A 20,239-nucleotide genomic window follows, 5' to 3' on the forward strand; every position below is an offset into this window, starting at 1 on the left:
GGGTTTTACTCGCCTGACATTTGCCCGGACGTACCGGGCATTTGTGCGTTGCCGGCAGACAAACCGATCCGTTCGATCTCATCTCGCGACAATTCGATGAGCCTGGCATTTCGCGCGGCTGCCTGGTCGAACAACCTGCTCAGATACAGCGGATCGTCAGCACTCAGACCTTCGTCCTCGCCCTCCTCCATCAACTGCAGTTCATCCATTTGTCTGAACGCTTCGGGCTGCTGCTCCTTGAGATAGTCCAGCCAGTAATCGCGCTGGATCAGGTCCTCCAGAAATCTCTCGGAGCGTTCCGCGCTGACCACTTCGGCCCGCGCATTGACCAACTGCTGCGGGGTGACACCGGAGGCAAATTTCATGTTTTTCGGCTGCCCGGGCAATTCCAGTCCATCGTCCCAGCCCCCGGTCAGACCGATCCGATAACCGAGGCGGACTTCGGCTTCGTCGAAACCACTGCGCGCCGCCGCCGCTTTTGCCAGTTCATCGACCTTGTCCAGCCGAAACAGCTGCCGCGACAGCGACAACAAGGCCTCGCCACGGATGCCCGGGCGGCCGGCCGGTAAATCGAGCAAGGCGTTGTAAGTGAAGACCTTGCCCTCCAGACCACTGAACGTAAGGATGCGCCCGTCCACGCAAGTCCCGTGTGTGGCCGAACCGGCGAAAATCACCTCGCGCAGCTCACTGTTGGCCGCCGCCGCTTCCATGACCATCCACACCCGTCGGGTCAGATCGGCGTTGGCCACGCGAAACTCCTGGGTGTCCTGCAATCGATCAAGCAAATGGAAGAATGCCGCGCTATCCGGTTCGGCAGCGAGTTGATCCCAGAGCCTGTCGCGTGCCAACGCCTGCTCCGCCGGCAGATTCGCCAGCCACGGCGCTTTCTGTTGCGCATGGGCCTGTTCGCCCGGAAGGGTTTCGTCGGACTCGATGCTGTCGGTGGTTTCACTCAGCCCGCCGGCAACGTCGTCAGCCATTTCCTCCAGATCGGAACTGGAAAAACCGAGCACTCGCGGGCGGTTACCCGCAGCCTGATAGGTTCTGAGCCTTTCGAGGGATTCCTCCGAGAGGTTGTAGTTGTCAGTCAGGTCGGTGCCGTCCATCAGCTCATCGTGCTCACCGTCCAGCGCCTGTTCGGGAATGGCGGTGATGTCGTTGCGACTGAGGTTGAGTGTCCGCAGGTGCTGGGCATCCAGCGTCCCGGCCGGCCATTCGGCCAGGTTGTTGTTGCGCAGATCCAGACTTTGCAAATGCTCGAAATAGCTGACGTCGAACGCATCGAGAGGGTTGTAGCCCAGGTCCAGTGCCTGCAGATGCTGCAGACCGGACAGCGCGGCATACAGATGCTCGGTGTCACTGAAGTTGTTGCTGGCAAGCTCGAGTCGCTCAAGCTCCGGCATTTGCCGGACGGCATCAGGCAGCGCGGTGAGCTCATTGCCATTGAGGGTCAGACTGCGCAGGTGGGTGAAAGCCTTGAGAAAGCCGTTGCTGCCCTCGGCCGTCACTCGTGTGCCTGTCAGGTTCAAACTGCCGACATGCCCAAAGTCCTCAGGCAGCGGCGGCAGATCGCCCAATTGCAGGCCGTTGAGATCCAGAACCGCATCGACCCCGGCAACCGATAACCGTGCGCGCCAGCAGGTGAGGATGCGCCACGCCGCCAGGCTGCGTGATTGCGAGGAGATAACCCAATCGACGCCACGGGTTTCCCGGGTATACAGCCAGCCATTGAGTTGGCGAACGAGGGTTTCAAAGGTCTGACTCCAGCCGGTGATCCGCTCGCTGATCTGCACTTCGGTCGCACCCTCATTGCGCAGCGCCTCGATCAATTGCGTGGCTTGTTCATCGGTAAGGGCCGGCTGCACTCGCTGCAGGTTCTGGCGCATCCGTGTCAGCCCGGTACTGACAGGTGCCTGCGTCAGCGGCAGCAACTGGCGGGCCACTGACAAACCGTTCTCCGCCGGCGGAAAAGTCGCCGGCACCGGCTGCCGGGCAAACGCATCCAGCGCGCCGGCAGGCAGGCCGAGGGTGTGCTCGAGCCGCAGTTGCCCCAGACGCAATTCAGCCGACGCCGCTGCGGTCAGCGGCGCACCGGTCAGGTTGATATTGAGCAGTGCGGTGCTCTCGAGTACGGCAGGCGGCAACGTGCTGATACGGGTATCGCGCAGATCCAGCCACGCCAGTTGCGGCAGACCTTCGGCCCCTGTCGGCCACTGTTGCAGGTGCGTTGCCTGCAGGTCGAGGGCCTTCAAGCGCTGCAGGCTGCCAACGTTCAGTTCGCTCAGCGGATTATTCCGCAGATTCAACTGTTCGAGCGCAGGCAATTCACTCAATCCGCGCTCCAGGCCTGAAGCGACGGTCAACTGGTTGTCGGCCAGATCCAGGTGCACCAGGCGCGAAAGGCTCTGCGACTCGATCGGCCATTCGTGCAAGGCATTGTCACTCAGATCAAGGGTTCGCACTTCGCTGAACGCACTGAGGAAACCGCGCATCTGCGCGGCCGCAACGCGCTGGCCGTTGAGCAGCAGCGTGCGTACATGCGCAAATGCGTCAGCGGGTAACGCCGGCAGTTCGCTGAGCATCAGCCCCGACAAGTCCAGGGTCGAAGCACTGATGGTCGCGCCGTAGCGTTTGAACATGCCCTTGCGCCAACTGGTTTTCAGGACATGCGCCAGGTTTGATCGCGCGACGAGTTCGCGCAGCGACTCTTCCGACACCACCACGCGCTGCTGCCACTGATTGAGCTGGCTATCCAGCGCAGCATATTGATCGCTCAAGGCATTGATCGCGGTGAAACGCTGCTGCTCGTCCGGCCATTGCTCGAAGAAACGATTGAACACCCCCTCGGGTGATTGATTCACGCCCTCGCCCAGGCGCCGCAACTCGCCGCGGCAATAATCCCTGACCATCGTCTCACGGTCGATCAGGTGTTCTGGATGGGTCTTGACGTATTCGTACACGCCTGTGAAGTTTTCCCGGGAGAATTTTGACCAGTCCAGCGACAGCCCCGACCAGAGTTTTCCATGCCCCTGCAACAGTGTTGCCGGCACGGTGCTGATTCCGGTGTCCCTGAGGTTCAGACGCTCCAGGGCCGGCAACTCCAGCGCACCCGCAGGCCAGTCGAACAATGAATAGGCGACGATTTCCAGTGTGCGCAGATTACGCATGCCGCTGACGTCGAAAGCCAGCGGCTGATAGCTCGCGGTGCTGACACTCAAAGCTTCCAGCCGGGTCAATTGAGCCAGGCGTGCCGGCATATCGGCGGCATAGGGCATTGCGCTGTAAAGCGTCAGGTCAGTGAATTCCGGCAGGTTCTGCAACACCACCGGCACGTTAGTGAACGCTTCTGCGGTGGCGTTGATGCGCAGCGACTTGAGCCTGGGGAAACTGCCCAACAGTTCATCGACGTTGGCATCGGTGATGCAGCGCCCCCTGACTCGCAGATCGCGCACATGCGAGAAGTCCGCCGTCAGCACCGGCAACGGGTCATCGCAGGTCAAATCGAGGCGTGCGGCACTCGCGCGGCTATCGGCCAGCGGCGAATTGCGCCAGCTCTGCTTGAGGCTGCGCACCACGCTCGATCGGCCGCCGATCATCGACTCCAGCGTCGGCTCCGGGGCCGGCACACCTTCCCATTGCGCCAGCGTCGATTCGAGCTCCTGCCATTCACGCAGGCGCCTTTGCAACAGTTCGTAGATCTGTGCGTCAGTCCGCCCAGCGGCCAATTGTTTGAGGATGAACCCGCCCGCCTGCTGATCCGTTAGCGCCGGATACACATCCTGCACACGCGTCACCAGCAACGGATTGACGCCTTCGCCACGACCGCTGGCGTAATAACCCAGCCCGTGCTGGCGTACCCGCACCGGCGCCTTGAAGCGCTTCTTGTGGCCATGGCGTCTGCTCGCCAGTCGAGCCAGTTCGGCACGGTGTCGGGCCACATACCGGATCAGTGCCCGACGCAGTCCGGCGCTACGCGCAACCTGGGTAAAACCCAGGGCCTGTCGCGACTGGTCGGGCAAGGCATGGAGGATTGAGGCAAAAAAGTTGTCGCCGTGACGCGGAATGCTGTTCAGCTCTTCGCCGCGCTCGTTGTACGCCTGATAGACCGGCCCGCGCTTGACCAGATACTTGGTTTGGCCGGCACTTTCGCTGCCAATACTGTCAATCAACGGCCCGTCGAGGCTGCCTTCGCGCACCTCGAGACGCACCTCGTCCGACCAGCCCGGCAGTCGTTCCAGGGCGCGCAAGGCCAGCCATTGGCTTTCGCTGCCGCCGGAATTCTCCATGTGCAGGCCGGCGACCGCGTGGTTGAAGCGGCGCTGCCGGGCATACTCACGGGAGACCTCCAAAAGGCGCAACGGCACCCGCTTGCCGCTTTGCAGGCGCGCCAGCTCCTCGGCGTTCGCCTCCAGCAGAACGCGGATTGCCGCCGAACTGCCCAACCCCGGTGTCGCGGCTTGCAGCCTGGCGATTCGCCGGTCGTTCAACGCGGGCTCGTCATAGAGCCTGTCGAACATCGCCGGTTGCCGGGTGCGCAGGTAATCGGCGATCTGTTTGCGCAGTTCCAGCGGCCGGGATGCGACCACACGCGCCGGCTCGGCGCCCAGCAGCCAACGTGTTTGCGGCTCATCCAGCGCGGCCAGAATACGCTCAGGCAATTGGCCGTCGAGCACTTCGGCGCGGGTCACCTGGATCGGTGTATGCGTCTGGCCCTCGATCAAGCCTGATTCTGCGCCGAACAGCCGGCTGGGGCCGGACAGCTGCGCTCCGTCGAAGACTTGCAGAATCAACCCGCTCGGCCAGCGCGGCATTTGCGTGAGCATTGGCAGCGTCAACAGATACGAATCATCCAGGGCGGCCCCTCGTTCGACCTGATCGATCAGCCGCCCAACCTGCTGATCCGCCTCGTACAGGCGCAGCGTATCGGCCAGGGCCAGTGGCGCTGGCTGATGATCGAGGTGCATCTGACGCAGGGCCTCATCACTGACACCACTGACATCGGCGATTTCGAGCAGTTGCGCATCCGAAAACGCCTCAGTCGAGTGACCGATGCGCCGCAGCAGAGTCAGCCGATCCCAGCTCAGCGGTCGCTCGAGATTGTGGCGCCAGGCCCCCAGTCGATTGTGCTCCAGGATCGGTTGATACGCTGCAGGATCACGCGGGTGGCGGATGCGCCAGCTATTCAAGGCCTCGTCGTAGTGCGTCTGGTAGACCTTGCCTTGCTGGCGAATGAAGGTCTTGCCATCGAATCGATACACGCCCTGCGCATCGGGTACGACAGTCGCTGGCAGGACACTATCGCTGACGTAGGCATCAAGGTCAGGCTTCCACAAGCGGACCGAACCGTCAGGCCGTTCGACCGGCTGCAGGTGCTCGATCACGGGCTCGGCGGAGGCCGCCTGGAGTCGGCCTGCGCCCTTGCCGACCGCGCCCATCACGCCAATCAGCGCCAGGTTCTGCGCGACATCGACCAGATGCGCCTTGGCAGCCTGGCGATCACCTTCCGACCATTCGATAGCGCCTTCGAATGATTCATAGAGCAGTTGCCCGGCCATCACGGTCATCATGATTTCGCCCAGTACCGGGACGAACATCGACACCATGTTCAACGCCATCATGCCGAGTTCGAGCAGATGACTGAGCTTTTCAGCCCGCACCCGGGCGTCGACGTCCGCTGTGGGCACGGCATGCGCACGCGCGTCGGCGATAAATTTGGCCTGGTGCTGCTCATAGAGGTACTGCCACAGATCGGTGTTGTCGGCCCAGATCCCGGCCACGCCTTTGCGCGTGGTTGGCAACGGGTCGAGATACGGGTCAGGCTGCGGCTCGCGCTTGCCGGGGGCTTCGGGTGGCAGCTCCTTGATTCGCGCGATGGTCGACAGTGGCGGTATCAGCTGTGCGACCTTGACCCAGATCGAATGCAACGGGTCACTCGGCGAGTCCGCAGCCTTTTGGGTGAACTGACTGAAATAGTAAGGACGGTCGGCATAAGCCACGAACTGACTGAAAAACTGCTGGTAAGCGGTCGCGCCTGGCGCGGAAGCCGTAGGGTCAGTCGCGGTGAACTTGCCTTTGAACACCTCCCGCATCTGCGCCATGGTGTAACGCTTGAGTGGGTGTTGCGGGTCATGGGGAATGTAGACAATGAACTCGTTGGTGTAGCGGTAGCGCTCGCTGATGCTGAACACCACGCAACCGGTCATCCGCCGCTTCATCAGGCTCAGATCACGAAACCACACGGCCTTGCCGCCGAGCTGCGGATGGATCTGGCCGTCCACCACCGACAGAATCATCCGGTAGTCGGCGGGCTCGATGTCCTGTTTCAGCAGCGCCCATTCAGCGGCGGCATGCAACGCGGTTTTCTGGCTGGCAATGAAGTGCCGGCGCAAGGTGTCGGTTTTCTCGAAAAACGCTTTGATCCTTGCCTGATAACGGGCACCGACGTCCAGCGAACGACACAGCGTCAGAAACTGCCCGACCGTTATGCCGATGTCTACTGCCTGAAATTCGCCCGGAGTCGCCGTCTCGACCACGAAACCGGATCTGGCGTGATAGGCACCCGCTTCACATTCCTGAGCCTCGAAGTTGTGCAATGCCGCTTGCAGCAAGGGCAGCTTCAACACTTCGAACGTGGAAACTTCAACTTCCAGCACCCCGAGTTCGAGGGGCCGTCTGAGACACAGCAAGGTCTTGCCGAGATCGACCGTGACGTTGAACTGATCCTTGAGTGCCTTGCCAAGCAGCGCCTGGGCAAATGCATCGATGCTTTCAAGGCCGGCCATGGTCTTGTCGAGCCGGGTCTGGGCGACAAAGGCCGCCGTGACACGGTCTTTCAAGGCTTGTTGCTGATCATTCGAGAAATGGTGATAGCCGTGCGCTGGACGGGTACTGGCTGCTTTCATCGCGGCTCGCCGTGCGGGCGAAGCGGCAATCAGCCAATCGGGGATCAGCTGCTCCAGCAGCTTGCCGTGAAGGCTGGCGCTGACCGGCGCGCGGGGCAATGTCGGGGGATGAGTGGACATCCTGTCTCTCCTGAAAAATGGGAGGACAGGACACCATGTCCGCCGCGGTGATCTGCGGTACATAGTTATCGTATCGGCATGGACGTGTTACCGGACAAGTCTGGAACCCGCGTGCGACCACGGCACAACCCGCTGGATTGACTATGCTGTCGGGACAGCCTTTCGGACGGGGGATTTATGGACGATCCAGTCGACAACAAGCCACCGAGCTTCTGGCAGATGCTGCACAGCGTGATGGCTGCGGCATTCGGCGTGCAAAGCGGGAAGAACCGGGCAAGGGACTTCACCCATGGCAAGCCCAGCCATTTTGTGATCCTGGGGATCGGCTTCACCGCCGTGTTCGCCTTGACGCTGTTTGTCATCGTCAAGCTGGTACTGCATTTCGCCGGGGTCTGACAGGGTTCAGTGCATCAGGATCTGCAGGCTGAACGGGTAGCGATACGACGTGGGGTGGCCCTTGGCCGACAACTTGCGAAAACTCACGCCGTAATCCGGCGACGCGCCCATGGCCAGCATTTGCTGTGCCTGATGCTTGTCGATCAGTTGCAGCAGCGACAATTGCCGGTCACGTCCGCCATACCGGTCCAGATCGACGCCCTGATCGTAATCATGCAACTCCACCAGCGCCCAGCCACCCAGCGTGAAGTGTCCGCCCACCAGCGCGCTCAAGCGTCCATCGACCACCGCCTGCAACGCCTCGGGCGAGGTGTTGACCGCACTGAACAGCACGTCCTTGCCGGGGACTTTGCCGGCTTCGGCAAACGCATGCATGGCGCCGAAGGCCATTTCATCATTGGCTGCCCACACCAGCGACACCTTCGGATAACGGCTGACCAGTTGCCGCGCCTGTTCGTAGGCACGTTGCCGGGTCCAGCCGCCGTACACCAGTTGCCGCAGTCGAACCTGCGGATGCTCGGCCAGAGCGCGTTGCATGCCCTGCTCGCGCAATTGCGCTGACGGGGTGATCTTCAGGCCGGAAAACGCCAGGACTTCGATCTGTTCGCCCCGCGCCACCGGCGGATGCAGGCGAATCAGCTCCTTCATCATCAGGTAGCCGCCCTCCTCGTCATTCGGCACCAGGCTGCCGATGCGATCGGCACGCTCGCCGATCAGCGCCTGCTGATCTGGGGTGAGCACCGCGTTGACCATGAACAGCTTGACCCCGCTGCCCTCCGCCATACGCAGGATCTGCGGCGCCACGTACTGCTCGTTGACGAATACCAGATAGTCGGGACGATTCGGTCCCTGCAGGGCAACTCTGGCCTGAGCCAGGGTGAATTCGGGCTGGCGCTGGGAATAGAGAATCTGCAAATCGACGCCCAGGTCGCGGGCGGCCGCCTGCATGAATTGCGAATAGCTGACCCAGAAGGCTTCCTGAGTTGACCCAGGATTGAGGAACAGCACCGACTCGGCCCGGGCCGAAGAGCCGAAAACCGCACCGAACAGCAGCAGGCTGAGGTGGAAAAACTTCAACATGAATGATCCGGGCCCAAGGAAAAATGGCCGCGCATTATAGCCCTCGAACCAGCGACTATTGACGCCTGATCCCGTTTTTTGTCCGACAATCGTCGGAAGCGGGCCCGAATCGGTCGTTTACTGATGACTGACCCAGAATACCGCCGTCCCTACTACCAGAATAATCAGGAACAGAATGGCCCATGCATCGACACTGCTATCGCTTTTTCTTGCCTTGGTCGGATTGCTCATTGCATCGCCTCTTGTCGGTTTTATCGGTGATTGCAGAAAGACTCGATCACAGTTAAGACGATGATTGTCCCCGCGACAAATGTGGGTTAATCAACAACTATTCTCGTTAGGCGATTTGGTTCTTTACATATACTCAAACATCACTTTTGCGCATAACTGCAAACGGGTATATTGCCCCGGCTCCGTTAGGGAGTGCGCGGCCGTGCGCGCGTAATTGCCGAGGCACCATCGGACTCCAGCAAGCGAAAACGCAGCGTTTTCCGAGTAGCCCAAAGCCTGAGAACAGGACTTATATGTACGTATACGACGAGTACGATCAGCGGATCATCGAGGACCGCGTCAAGCAGTTCCGTGATCAGACCCGACGCTATCTGGCAGGCGAGCTGAGCGAAGAAGAATTCCGCCCCCTGCGCCTGCAAAATGGCCTCTACATCCAGCGTTTCGCGCCGATGTTGCGCGTGGCGGTGCCTTACGGCCAACTGACTTCCCGTCAGGTGCGCATGATGGCCAAGATTGCCCGTGACTACGACAAGGGCTACGCCCACATCAGTACCCGGCAGAACGTGCAGTTCAACTGGCCGGCGGTGGAAGACATCCCGGACATCCTCGCGGAACTGGCCACCGTGCAGATGCACGCGATCCAGACCAGCGGCAACTGCCTGCGCAACGTCACCACCGACCAGTTCGCCGGTGTCGCTGCCGATGAAGTGATCGACCCACGCCCATGGTGCGAAATCGTCCGTCAGTGGACTACATTCCACCCGGAATTCGCCTACCTGCCGCGCAAGTTCAAGATTGCCGTCAACGGTTCGACCGCTGACCGTGCGGCCATCGAAGTCCACGACATCGGCCTGGAGCCGGTCCACAACGCCGCCGGCGAGCTGGGCTTCCGTGTGCTGGTCGGCGGTGGCCTGGGCCGTACCCCGGTGGTCGGCGCCTTCATCAACGAATTCCTGCCATGGCAGGACCTGTTGAGCTACCTCGACGCCATCCTGCGGGTGTACAACCGTTATGGCCGTCGCGACAACAAATACAAGGCGCGGATCAAGATCCTCGTCAAGGCGCTGACCCCTGAAGTGTTCGCGCAGAAAGTCGATGCCGAGATGGAGCACCTGCGCGGCGGCCAGACCACACTGACCGAAGCCGAACTGCATCGCGTCGCCAAGCACTTCGTCGATCCGGACTACAAGGCGCTGGAGAACCAGACTGCCGCCCTGGCCGAACTCGACAAAGAGCATCCGGGTTTCGCCCGCTGGCGTTCGCGCAACACCCTGGCGCACAAAAAGCCGGGCTATGTGGCCGTGACCCTGTCGCTGAAGCCGACCGGCGTTGCGCCGGGCGACATCACCGACAAGCAGCTGGACGCCGTCGCCGACCTGGCCGAGCGCTACAGCTTCGGTCAACTGCGCACGTCCCACGAGCAGAACATCATTCTCGCCGACGTCGAGCAGAGCCAGTTGTTCACCCTCTGGGGCGAGCTGCGTGAAAGCGGTTTCGCCACGCCAAACATTGGCCTGCTGACCGACATCATCTGCTGCCCGGGTGGTGATTTCTGCTCGCTGGCCAACGCCAAGTCGATCCCGATCGCCGAATCGATCCAGCGCCGTTTCGACGACCTGGACTACCTGTTCGACATCGGTGAGCTGGACCTGAACATCTCCGGTTGCATGAACGCCTGTGGTCACCACCACGTCGGCCACATCGGCATCCTTGGGGTGGACAAGAAAGGTGAAGAGTTCTACCAGGTGTCCCTCGGTGGCAGCGCCAGCCGTGACGCCAGCCTGGGCAAGATCCTCGGCCCGTCCTTCGCCCAGGACGACATGCCGGACGTGATCTCGAAGCTGATCGACGTGTACGTTGAACAACGTACCGAAGACGAGCGCTTCATCGACACCTACCAGCGTATTGGCATCGACCTCTTCAAGGAACGCGTCTATGCAGCGAATCATTAAGAACAACGAGGTGGTCGACGAAACCTGGCACTTGCTGCCCAAGGACGCGACCCTCGACGGCATCTCCAACTGCGACGACCTGATCGTGCCGCTGGCCCTGTGGCGCGATCATGCTCACGCGCTCAAGGCCCGCGACGGCGGGCTGGGTGTGTGGCTGGACGCCGACGAAGAAGCCGAGGAAATCGGTGACGACGTGGATCAGTTTCAGGTGATTGCCCTGAACTTCCCGGCCTTCACCGATGGCCGCAACTACTCCAACGCCCGCCTGCTGCGCGACCGGTACGGTTTCAAAGGTGAACTGCGGGCGATTGGCGATGTGCTGCGCGACCAGCTGTTCTACATGCACCGTTGCGGTTTCGATGCGTTCGCCCTGCGCGCCGACAAGGACCCGTACGAGGCACTGGAAAGCCTGAAAGACTTCTCGGTGACCTACCAGGCCGCCACTGACGAACCGCTGCCGCTGTTCCGTCGCCGCTGACTCGAATACGCCTTGAGCACCTGCTCAAGGCGTACTCCCCTCCTCTTCTGTATCCGAACTGGCCAGCTCATTAGCCGGATGGCGCACGAGTGCCTGATCGGTGAGCTGGCGAATCAGCGCCTGACGCTCATTTCTGAAATTGTCGTGAATCGCGTTCATCTGCACCGCTGCCTGGTCGCGCGCGAGTTCGGTCTGCCCGTCAAGACGCGCCAGTGCCCGTGCGGTCCGATCATTGATGACGGCGAAAGCATCAGGGTGGACTGATTCGAGAAATTCGACCCAGAATCGCTGACTGGCGCACCAGTCAGGAAACGCTGAAGAGCTTTCTATACGCATGACGGCCTGATAGGCCTGATCCAGGTTTTCCTGCGATACCTCGACGTTCAAAGGGCTGCTTATCGCCCTTGGCTGTCCCGGCAGATCGAGCCGTCCAGCCAGTCCCACCCGATAGGCCAGACTGAATTCGAGTGCGTGCTCGTAGACCCTCGGTTGGGCGCTGGCATTGATATCCGCCACGACCTGCTGCTCCAAAGCCTGCAAGCGGAACAGGCCTCTGAGCAACCCGGTCAATTGCCGTTCGAGCGATGCGCCGCCGACTCCGGACGCGACCATGGCCCGATAGCACAACACCTGAACTTCCATTTCGCTGAACACCGCCGAGTAGCCATCGACGCTGGTGGTGCCGACACGGGCCGTGCTGAACAACCGGCCGCGCAGCCCTGTATCTTCAGCCGCTGCCTCGATGACATTCCACACGCGCTCACTGAAATACGGGTACAACCTGGTGTAATCAGCCGTATGGATCAATTGCGAAAGTACGACAAAGAAATCCCGCGAGCCAGGCGCGGCCCTCACGGCCTCCCACATCACGCTGCGCGGCGTCGCTACGGCGGCAGGCTGGTCGGTCAACCAGCGGGCACTCTGGCCCTCAGGCTGCACACCAGGTCTTGGCTGATGACGATAGGCCCGGCCGATCACTCCGAAACTGGCACCGTTGGCCTGCTGGTACGCAACGATCTTCAGCAAGGCGTCAGGCGCCAAGGGATTGCCAATCAGCCGAATGGCGCGGTTCAACGCCGGCGGCCCCATGAGCACCGCCTGCGGTATGGTGGTTATCTGGTTATCGCGCAAATCGAGCAATTGCGGTCGGTTCAAACCGACAATCCCTTCAGGCCAGCGATCAAGGGCGCAACCACGCAAGCGCAGGATTTCCAGGTTCGGCAGCAGACTGACATCCGGGGCATGTACAAGATCCGGATTGAAATCCAGATCCAGTACCCGCAGGTGGGTCAACTGCACCAACAATGGCGCCGATGCAGACGGCAGCCGAATCCGATTGTCACTCAGATCCAGATGCGTCAACCAGGGCAAACGCTCCAGCGCCAACGGTAGCCGGGTCAGTTGATTTCCCCTCAGGGAAAGACTTCGCAGGTTGCTGAAATTATGCAGAAACGCCGTCAGCCCCAGTGTCGGATTAATGCCGTCCATCACCAGATGCGTGACATGGCGGAAGTCGCCGACCAACAATGGCAACTCGCCCAAAGGCTCCGGGGGCAAGCTCAAGGTATCGGGCAAGGCATCGTCAAAGGATCCTGGCTCTCTGCGCCAACAACGGATGATCGCGCGCATCGCACGAACCTTCGCCGCCCGTGGAACTTCACGCCATGAACCATCAACGCCATTGCACCAGGTGTCCCGTGTCACCCAACGGTTCAAGGCTTCGCGGATACCGAGAAATTCCCGTCGCAGCATCTCCAGCTTCATCAACACCGATATCTCATTTCTGCCCAAGGCGTTCAGTAGCGCATGGATCTGCGCAGGGGAATGTGCCGGATAGAGTTCCTGGGCACGGCGTATCATCACCGAAATATCGGTACCGGAATGTGTCCCTGCCCCTGCCTGTGGACGGTGTGCCCGCCTCAGGGGCGAAACAGCGCCGGGGCGCTCGCCAATCGTCCTGGCGAACGTCGCTCGACGTTCGTAGGCAAGCTGAGTGATTTTCTCCCGCAGTGCTTGCGAAGTTGTTTCGCCCGAGAGGCCCAGCGCGGATCGGTGATGCGTCGACATCCCCTGCCATAGCACCTGAAAATAAGGCTTGCCTGATCCCGTCGCCGCACGCTCGTCGTGACTGACCGCTGCGTCCTGTATCTGCGACGATGACGTTCCCGACCCACCCGGCAAGTGCTCAAGGGCATCGAGCACCACGCGGTGGGTGTCTTGACCACCGCCGCTATCCAGGTGCAACCCTTCATAGGCCCGACAGACAGCGATCGCCCGCTGATATCGACGGACTTCTTGCGCCAGTCGCAACGGTACGCGACCCGCATCCAGCTCTTGCGCCTCGCCACTCAACGCACCCTCCACCAATTCTTCGGCAACACTGGCGGGCAGATCGGCGAAGGAGTGCTGAAGGAACGACACCCTGCCATTACCCGCCACTTCGGTGCGCCTGTAGATTCGCTGGAACAGCTGCACCCGATGACCTTGCGCCTGTGCATCGACGATTTGCTGTAGCCTGCGGGCCTGAACGGCCGGGTCCAGGGAGGTCAGCCCGAGCAGGCTCTCGCGCTGCCGGTTACCGAGGGCCGCCAGCAGAGACCGGTAGAGTTTCCCTCCGCTCAAGTCCTGCTGGCTGATGGTCAGGGTCGTGGTCGCGGTTGGCGCGCCATAACGGCTCAGTTGCGCGCCCGCAGCATCGAGGACACTGACCACAGTGTCGGCCGGCCAGGCAGTCGATGTGGTCAACAAGTGCAATTGCAGGTCAGGGTCTGCCAAGGGCGCCGACAGCGGAATCTGCAGTTGATCGATGAAATCCGTCACCGCTGCATCGGCGCGAAACCGCCGGAGCGTGTCGACCAACAACGCCGGCGGATGGCCACGATCCACATGAACCTGGCGCATCACGCTGTCCTCGATGCCACTGACGTCCAGGATCTGCAGCGCGACGGCATCCGACACGTCCTCGCGCGCGTACCCGAAGCGGCGAAACAGTCTTAATCGATCCCAGTCCTGAACCCGTTCTGAATCATGCCGCCAGGCCCCCCGGTCGTTGGTTTCGAGAAGCGGCGAATAGCGTATCGTAGACGCCGGTGGCGCCATCACCTCCCACAATCCGGTCTGCGGTTCGGGCCGCACCGCATAATGGTGTGTATCGAGCGTCAGAAACGCCTGGCCATCGACCCAGCGCAAGCCTCGCTCATCGGGTCGCACCCCGGCAGGCGGTGCTCGACGCAGCCGATAGGGGCGCAGGTCGGGCTTCCAGAGGCGAGGCTGCCCTGAAGCCAGGTTGACGAGGCGCAAGCGCTCAATGAACGCCGATGACCGGACGACTTTGAACGCGCTGCTCACCGCTCGCGTACCGGCGGCGAAAGCCGCCATCAGAATCAGGTTTTCGACGACATCGAAAAAGTAATCCGTTGCCTGTTCCTGCTCGCCTCTGGACCAGCTGGCGATCCCTTCGTAAACCTGCGAGAGCAATTGCACCGCCGCGACCGCCAGCAATAACTCACCGGCAACGGGGATGAACGATGCGGCCACCAGTAAAAGATCCAGGCCGATCGCCTTGTAGGTGTCCAGTCGGGCAAGTCGGCTTTTTTCGTCCTCATCGTCCGTGGGAACCACAATGAGCCGCGCGTCCGCCATGGTTTGTTCGGCGTGTTGGCGATACATCAGATTGAACGGATCACCCGCGAAATCGACACCGGACAATGTCACATACAAAACCGTAGGAGGCAGCATCGAGTGACTGCGTGGATACAGGCGCTGTTCGAGGTCCGTCACCCACGCGGCGCGTTCGCCGATCTTGATATAGCGCATGAAGAACTGGCGAAATCCCCTGTCTTTCAATCGCTCGCTCAGCTCTTTCTCGAAATCGCTGAAGGATGAATACTCCTTGAGCGGGTGCAACGGATCACCTGGCAGGTAAACAACGCAACGGTAGTCGTTGTCGGCGTGCTCACTCACCGGGCCGATAAACAGCACACCGTTAAGTGTGACACCAAGCATCCGCAAGGCCTGATAACCCAAGGTGTTGTTGCCCAGTTTGATCGTGTCCCAGTTATCCTTGACTGCCTGCAACATCTCATGCACTTCGACACTGATGTGTTTCTTCAGCAATGCGACGTGCCGATCCACCTCGAAGCGACACCGCAAGTTCGCAGTAAACTTGCTGCGCAACGGATTGGCCTCGGCATCCACATTGAAGACCGCACGAAGATGAGTCTGATATTGCTGGCCCAAGTCCAGGGTTCGACACAACAGCGCAAATTCATGGGGCTGGATCGATAATATATGCGCTTCTCGACCGGTTACTTTCTCGGGAATATAGATCAAGGAGGTATCGTTATAATTTGTGGCCTGAGTCTCGCTGAGTTCGAAGTTTTCGCAGGCGGCCGTGAGCAGATCCCGATCGACTGGCAACACCAGTTTCCTGCGCAAGCCCAAAAGACTGGAGGTGGAGCGCACGTGCTGAAAAATCACCCCGACGATATCCAGCGAGTGGCCGAGCTTTTGCGACATGGCGCTGGCCAGTAACGGTGCGCAAAATTCTTCTGGAGACTTGAGGTCCTTCAGAAACGGGGCCATTTCACTCTGGGCGCGATGGCTGGCCATCATGCTTTGATAAAGTTTCTGACGCAGTTCATCCGATGCCGACAGCAGCCAGCCGGGAGCATTGTTCTTGATTAACTCAAAGAACATGCCTTTTTGTTCGGGTGTTAATACAGGCGCGACAGCCTGTACAGGTAAGGAAGACATACTGAATATCTCGAAAACTGAAAGTAGCAACAGCTTATCGAGCAGGCTTTTTTATAAAAGCGCGAATTGCCGATGAAAAACTTCAAGTTCGAATCAACTATTCAAACTCAAACTATACATATATACCGCCACCATAAAAAAACCCCTTCCGCCGTTACGGTGAAAGGGGTTTTTCTTTGGCCTTTTCTTACCAGAAGCGTTGCTGGGTCAAGCGGCTCCACCAGCTCAGCAGCACGCGATCCACTGAACCGCTGGCAGCCATGCCGATGCGCTCCTGCAGGCTTTTGCGCTCGGCGTAATGCAGGTGATAAACCTCGGCTTTCTTCGCCCGGTCTGCCAGGTATTCATCGCTGGTCTTGAGTTCGTCGACCAGTTGTTTGTCCAGCGCTGCAACACCAAGCCAGACCTCACCGGTGGCCACTTCGTCGATGGCCAGTTGCGGGCGATAACGGGAAACGAAGTTCTTGAACAGCTGATGGGTGATGTCCAGGTCTTCCTGGAACTTCTCCCGGCCCTTTTCGGTGTTTTCGCCGAACACGGTCAGGGTGCGCTTGTACTCACCGGCGGTCAGCACTTCAAAATCGATGTCGTGCTTTTTCAGCAGACGGTTGACGTTGGGCAACTGCGCCACCACACCAATCGAGCCGAGAATCGCGAACGGCGCGCTGATGATCTTCTCGCCAATGCACGCCATCATGTAACCGCCGCTGGCCGCGACCTTGTCGATACACACGGTCAACGGCACGCCGGCTTCGCGAATACGTGCCAGTTGCGAAGACGCCAGGCCGTAGCTGTGCACCATGCCGCCGCCGCTTTCCAGACGCAGTACCACTTCGTCCTTTGGCGTGGCGAGGGTCAGCAGTGCGGTGATTTCGTGACGCAGGCTCTCGGTGGCCGAGGCCTTGATGTCACCGTCGAAATCGAGCACGAACACCCGGGATTTGCTCTCGGGTTTGTTCTTCTGCTTCTTCTCGGATTTTTCCGATTTGGCCTGGCCCTTGCGCAGGGCCTTGAGCTGATCCTTGTCGAGCAGGGTCTGCTCCAGACGTTCACGCAAGCCTTTATAGAAATCGTTGAGCTTGCTGACCTGCAGTTGCCCCGCCGACTTGCGCCGGCCCTTGCTGCGCAATGCAGCAAAACTGGCGAGCACCACCAGGATGGCGACCACCAGCGTTACGGTCTTGGCCAGGAAGCTGGCGTATTCGGTGAAAAACTCCACAGAGACTCCTTAAAACAATGCGCGGATGCAAAACACGCGCGGGATGGTTCCAGCATACCCATGCGCCGCCTCGTCGGCCAGCCGTGAAACCTCTGGCAACAGGCCTGTAACGAGCATTTCAAACAAGCGTATGTTTTTTCATTGACAGCACTCTTTCATCCTCATAACCTCGCCAAACCTTCAACGTACCGGGATGACGCGGACGTGGGCAGCATCTATCTGATTCGACATGGCCAGGCCTCCTTTGGTGCAGACGACTATGACGTCCTGTCGCCCATCGGTGTGCGCCAGGCAGAAGTCCTCGGACAGCACCTCGCCGAGCTGGGAATCCGCTTTGATCGCTGCCTGGCCGGCGACCTGCGTCGTCAGCAACACACGGCCAGCAGTGCGCTGGAGCAATTTAGCGCCAAGGGCCTGTCGGTACCGACGCTGGAGACCGACTCTGCGTTCAACGAGTTCGATGCCGACGCGATCATCCGCGCCCTGATCCCGGCCATGCTCGAGGACGAGCCGGAAGCCATCGACATCCTGCGTAACGCTGCGCAGAACCGCGCCGAATTCCAGCGTATCTTCGCCCTGGTCATCGAGCGCTGGCTGGCAGGCACCTACGACACCCCCGGGCTGGAAAGCTGGCTGGGTTTCGTCGAGCGGGTACAGGCCGGACTGCACCGGATCCTCGAACAGGCCGACGGCAACCAGAAAATCGCCGTGTTCACCTCCGGCGGCACCATCACCGCCCTGCTCCACCTGATTACCCAGATGCCTGCCCGGCAGGCCTTTGAACTGAATTGGCAAATCGTCAACACCTCGCTCAACCAGCTGAAGTTCCGCGGTCGCGAGGTGGCTTTGGCCTCCTTCAACAGTCACGCACACCTGCAACTGCTGAAGGCTCCGGAACTCATCACTTTCCGCTGAGTCCGGATAATTGTGACCCTTGCTGTAATCAACCAGCGCCTATTACCCAAGAAAGGATCGAACCATGACCTCCGTAGCTGATGCCGTAAAAGCGATGCAAGCCAAGTTCAACCCAGCCGCTGCTGCCGGTCTGGATCTGGTTTTCGGTTTCAACATCACCGACGAAGACAAGCACTACGCGCTGATCGTCAAAGACGGTACTTGCGACATCCAGGAAGGTGAAAACCCGGACGCCAACTGCACCCTGGTACTGGACAGCGCAACTCTGAAAGACATCGTCAGCGGTGAAACCGACGGCATGCAAGCGTTCATGGGCGGCAAGCTGCGCGTTGAAGGCGACATGATGCTGTCGATGAAACTGTCCGAACTGTTCCCGTCGTAAGACGTCGTTCGGTTTGAAGAAAATCCCGCCCCTGTGGCGGGATTTTTGCGTCTGGCTCCCGGGTTTCGTCATAAACAGGTCATAGGTGGGAGGGGGCTTGCTCCCGAAGACGTCGGATCAGCCACAAGTTTTGCCGCCTGTCACACCGCTTTCGGGAGCAAGCCCCCTCCCACATGGGTCACGTGGTGCTCCATAAACGGCGGCATGCACCTTCTACTACGTTGGAGCTGTCATCAACCAGCAAATGATGCCGCCAACAGCTCCTGCGTATACGGATGCTGCGCATCGCTGAATAGCGCACTGGTCTCGCCACGCTCCAACACTTCGCCATCCTTCATCACAATCAGGTCATGAGCCAACGCCCGCACCACCGCCAGGTCATGGCTGATGAACAGATAAGTCAGCCCATGCTCCTCCTGCAGCCGCCGCAATAAAGCAACGATCTGCTTCTGCACCGTGCGATCCAGTGCCGAGGTCGGCTCATCGAGTAGAATCAGGTCCGGCTTGAGCACCAGCGCCCGAGCGATGGCAATCCGTTGTCGCTGGCCACCGGAGAACTCGTGCGGATAGCGATGTCGGGTCGCCGGATCGAGACCGACTTCGCGCAGCACATCAATCACCGCCTGCTCACGCTCGGCAGCATTCAAGTCGCTGTGTACCTGCAAGCCCTCGGCAATGATCTGCGCCACACACAGGCGCGGGCTGAGGCTGCCGAACGGGTCCTGAAACACCACTTGCAGGCGTTTGCGCAACGGCCGCAGTTGCTTGCCGCTCAACTGCTCCAGCGCCTCACCGGCAAAGCGAATGCTGCCCTCGGCGTCGATCAGGCGCAAAATCGCCAGACCCAAGGTCGACTTGCCCGAGCCCGACTCGCCGACAATCCCCAGCGTCTTGCCGCGCTGCAGGTTCAGATCAATGCCCTTGACCGCCTGCAGCCAAGTCTTCGGCCGCAGCCAACCGCCGCCCAGGCGAAAGCGCACATGCAGATCGCGCACCTGCAACAAGTCCTGCGCGACATCCCGGCACAGCGCTTCGCCCCCCGGCTCGGCGTTGAGCAATTCGATACTGTAGGGATGCTGCGGCGCACGGAACAGCTGCTCGCACGACGCCTGCTCGACGATCCGCCCACTGCGCATCACCGCCACCCGCTGCGCAATGGTGCGCACCAGATTCAGGTCATGGCTGATGATCAGCAGCGCCATGCCCAGGCGCTGCTGCAAGTCTTTGAGCAGCAACAGAATCCTGCGCTGCACCGTCACATCCAGCGCCGTGGTCGGCTCGTCGGCGATCAGCAGTTGCGGCTCGCAGGCCAGCGCCATGGCGATCATCACCCGTTGGCGTTGACCTCCGGAGAGTTGATGCGGATAGGCCTTGAGCCGTTCGCGCGGTTTCTGAATCCCCACCAGTTCGAGCAGTTCAAGCATCCGTTCACGGGCTTGCGCGCCGGCCAGGCCTTTGTGCAGCGCCAGGCTCTCACCGAGTTGCCGCTCGATCGTGTGCAGCGGATTCAGCGAGCTCATCGGCTCCTGAAAAATCATCGCGATGCGGTTGCCCCGTAACTGGCGCAGATAGCGCTCATGCACACCGAGCAGCTCTTCACCGGCATAACGAATGCTGCCGTCGATCCGCGTGATGTTCGGGTCAAGCAATTGCAGAATGCTGTGGGCGGTCACCGATTTGCCGGAGCCAGACTCCCCGACCAGCGCCAGGCATTCGCCCGGACGAATATCGAGGTCGATGCCATGCACCACTGGCTGACCGTTAAATGCCACACGCAGGTCGCGGATTTCAATCAGGTTATCGTTCATC

Annotated in this window: 10 protein-coding genes; 5 read left to right on the top strand and 5 right to left on the bottom strand. The window is 60.4% G+C overall.

Annotated elements, in window-relative coordinates:
• Positions 1 to 5: 5 nt before the first annotated feature.
• On the bottom strand, positions 6 to 7,022 hold the full coding sequence (locus V3W27_RS05065; protein WP_330206069.1) for an NEL-type E3 ubiquitin ligase domain-containing protein: 7,017 nt from the start codon (positions 7,020 to 7,022) through the stop codon (positions 6 to 8).
• Between the two features lie 177 nt (positions 7,023 to 7,199).
• Here V3W27_RS05065 and V3W27_RS05070 point away from each other — a divergent pair, with 177 nt between their 5' ends.
• Positions 7,200 to 7,418 (top strand): DUF2970 domain-containing protein, encoded by a 219-nt coding sequence (locus V3W27_RS05070; RefSeq protein WP_007967863.1) that lies wholly within the window; start codon positions 7,200 to 7,202, stop codon positions 7,416 to 7,418.
• A gap of 6 nt (positions 7,419 to 7,424) precedes the next feature.
• Here the strand turns inward: V3W27_RS05070 and V3W27_RS05075 are convergent, their stop codons facing one another.
• Positions 7,425 to 8,498 (bottom strand): ABC transporter substrate-binding protein, encoded by a 1,074-nt coding sequence (locus V3W27_RS05075; protein WP_330206070.1) that lies wholly within the window; start codon positions 8,496 to 8,498, stop codon positions 7,425 to 7,427.
• 524 nt (positions 8,499 to 9,022) lie between these two features.
• On the opposite strand from V3W27_RS05075, the gene V3W27_RS05080 reads away from it, so the two are divergent.
• Entirely contained in the window at positions 9,023 to 10,681 is a 1,659-nt protein-coding gene (locus V3W27_RS05080) for a nitrite/sulfite reductase (RefSeq protein WP_041072694.1), read from the top strand.
• On the top strand, positions 10,665 to 11,159 hold the full coding sequence (locus V3W27_RS05085; RefSeq protein WP_027613705.1) for a DUF934 domain-containing protein: 495 nt from the start codon (positions 10,665 to 10,667) through the stop codon (positions 11,157 to 11,159). Before V3W27_RS05080 ends, V3W27_RS05085 begins: the two co-directional genes overlap by 17 nt.
• 24 nt (positions 11,160 to 11,183) lie before the next feature.
• Here the strand turns inward: V3W27_RS05085 and V3W27_RS05090 are convergent, their stop codons facing one another.
• Together V3W27_RS05090 and sohB are read right to left on the bottom strand one after the other, a co-directional pair.
• Complete coding sequence (locus V3W27_RS05090) at positions 11,184 to 15,914, bottom strand: dermonecrotic toxin domain-containing protein (protein WP_330206071.1); 4,731 nt, start codon at positions 15,912 to 15,914, stop codon at positions 11,184 to 11,186.
• Positions 15,915 to 16,101: 187 nt separating this feature from the next.
• Positions 16,102 to 17,133 (bottom strand): protease SohB, encoded by a 1,032-nt coding sequence (gene sohB, locus V3W27_RS05095; protein ID WP_027613703.1) that lies wholly within the window; start codon positions 17,131 to 17,133, stop codon positions 16,102 to 16,104.
• Between the two features lie 204 nt (positions 17,134 to 17,337).
• Here sohB and V3W27_RS05100 point away from each other — a divergent pair, with 204 nt between their 5' ends.
• Positions 17,338 to 18,048, top strand: coding sequence for a histidine phosphatase family protein (locus V3W27_RS05100; protein ID WP_027613702.1), 711 nt, complete (start codon positions 17,338 to 17,340; stop codon positions 18,046 to 18,048).
• Positions 18,049 to 18,112: 64 nt separating this feature from the next.
• On the top strand, positions 18,113 to 18,430 hold the full coding sequence (locus V3W27_RS05105; RefSeq protein ID WP_027613701.1) for an SCP2 sterol-binding domain-containing protein: 318 nt from the start codon (positions 18,113 to 18,115) through the stop codon (positions 18,428 to 18,430).
• Between the two features lie 233 nt (positions 18,431 to 18,663).
• On the opposite strand, the gene V3W27_RS05110 is transcribed toward V3W27_RS05105, so the two are convergent.
• Positions 18,664 to 20,238 carry an ABC transporter ATP-binding protein gene (locus V3W27_RS05110; protein WP_330206072.1) on the bottom strand — a complete coding sequence of 525 codons (1,575 nt, stop codon included), beginning with the start codon at positions 20,236 to 20,238 and terminating at the stop codon, positions 18,664 to 18,666.
• Between the last annotated feature and the right edge of the window lies 1 nt (position 20,239).

Source organism: Pseudomonas sp. AM14(2022), assembly GCF_036346455.1.
GTDB classification, from domain to species: Bacteria; Pseudomonadota; Gammaproteobacteria; order Pseudomonadales; family Pseudomonadaceae; genus Aquipseudomonas; species Aquipseudomonas putida_A.